Annotated in this window: 1 protein-coding gene and 1 pseudogene; both read right to left on the bottom strand. The window is 73.3% G+C overall.

Features of this window, described 5'->3' with window-relative positions; all coding sequences use genetic code 11:
- Positions 1-91: 91 nt before the first annotated feature.
- Positions 92-1,351, bottom strand: coding sequence for a phosphoribosylamine--glycine ligase (gene purD / locus U9R90_RS36045; protein ID WP_411061700.1), 1,260 nt, complete (start codon positions 1,349-1,351; stop codon positions 92-94).
- 116 nt (positions 1,352-1,467) lie between these two features.
- Positions 1,468-1,661 (bottom strand): annotated as a pseudogene (locus U9R90_RS36040) (DNA polymerase III subunit gamma/tau); the annotation flags it as partial.

The raw sequence follows: 1,661 nt of genomic DNA, 5'->3' as shown, positions 1-1,661 counted from the left end.
CCCGGATCAGGTGTCAGATCCGGGCCCCACGCGTCGGGTGTCATGTGCTGGTCGCGCGCTGATCGCGCGGCGGTCGTGCAGTCGTCGTGCCCTACCGGGCGGCGGCCTCCGCCGCGGCGGCGGCGATGTCGGTCCGGTGCTGGGAGCCGTCGAGCCGGACCCGCGCCACGGCCGCGTACGCCCGCTCCCGGGCCTGGGCCAGGTCCTGTCCCGTGGCCGTCACGGACAGCACCCGGCCGCCCGCGCTGACCACCGCGTCACCGTCCATCCTGGTCCCGGCGTGCAGTACGTACGCATCAGGCGCGTCCTGCTCCGCGACCTCGTCCAGGCCCTCGATCGGGTCACCGGTGCGCGGGGTTCCGGGGTAGTTGTGCGAGGCGATGACCACCGTCACGGCCGCCTCGTCGCGCCAGCGCAGCGGGGGCTCGGTGTCGAGAGTGCCCTGGGCGGCGTTCAGCAGGACGCTGGCGAGCGGGGTGCGCAGCCGGGCCAGTACGACCTGGGTCTCGGGGTCGCCGAAGCGGGCGTTGAACTCGATGACCCGTACACCGCGACTGGTGATCGCCAGACCGGCGTACAGCAGGCCTGAGAACGGCGTACCGCGGCGACGCAGCTCGTCGACCGTGGGCTGCAGGACGGTCGTCATGACCTCGTCGACCAGCTTGGGGTCGGCCCACGGGAGCGGCGAGTACGCGCCCATACCCCCGGTGTTGGGCCCCTCGTCGCCGTCCAGGGCACGCTTGAAGTCCTGGGCGGGCGTGAGCGGCAGCACCGTCTCGCCGTCGGTGATCGCGAAGAGCGAGACCTCGGGTCCGTCCAGGAACTCCTCGATGACCACGCGCTCGCAGGCCAGGGCGTGCGCCTTCGCGGCCGCGAGGTCGTCGGTCACCACGACGCCCTTGCCCGCGGCGAGACCGTCGTCCTTGACCACGTACGGAGGACCGAAGGCGTCCAGGGCCTCCTCGGCCTCTGCCTCCGTGGTGCAGACGTACGAGCGGGCGGTCGGCACACCGGCGGCGGCCATCACGTCCTTGGCGAAGGCCTTGGACCCCTCCAGCTGCGCGGCCTCCTTGGACGGGCCGAAGCACGGGATGCCAGCGCCGCGTACGGCGTCGGCGACCCCGGCGACCAGGGGCGCCTCCGGGCCCACGACCACCAGGCCGACGCCGAGTCGCGTCGCGAGCGCGGCGACGGCCGTGCCGTCGAGGGCATCGACCTCGTGCATCTCCGCCACCTGGGCGATTCCGGCGTTGCCGGGCGCGCAGTGCAGGGCGGTGACGTCGGGGTCGAGGGACAGAGAGCGGCACAGGGCGTGTTCGCGGGCGCCGCCGCCGATGACGAGGACCTTCACGCGGTGCAGCCTAGCTGGCGTGGGGCTGTGTGTTTGTACGGGTAGGGGGCGGGGCGGCTTGTAGGTTCGCCCGGAATTCTCGGCCGGTCCGGCGATTGAGCCCACCGCCCACCGGGCTACTCGTGGGTGTACTCCTCGACCACGGTCGCCCCCAGTTCCCGCACGATCAGGTCGTGCCCGGACAGCGCGGACTCGTCCAGGTCCGGGTCGTCGTCCTCGGGGTTGTCGTCCTCGGGAGCGACCGGCGGCGGCTCGGGAGCGCGGTACTGCGGCTCTGGAGCCGGGGCTGGAGTCGGAGCGGGACCCGGGG

This window comes from Streptomyces sp. E11-3 (assembly GCF_046540415.1).
Taxonomy (GTDB): domain Bacteria; phylum Actinomycetota; class Actinomycetes; order Streptomycetales; family Streptomycetaceae; genus Streptomyces.
Note: the sequence above shows the minus strand (reverse complement) of the source record. Positions and strands in the feature narration are given on the sequence as shown.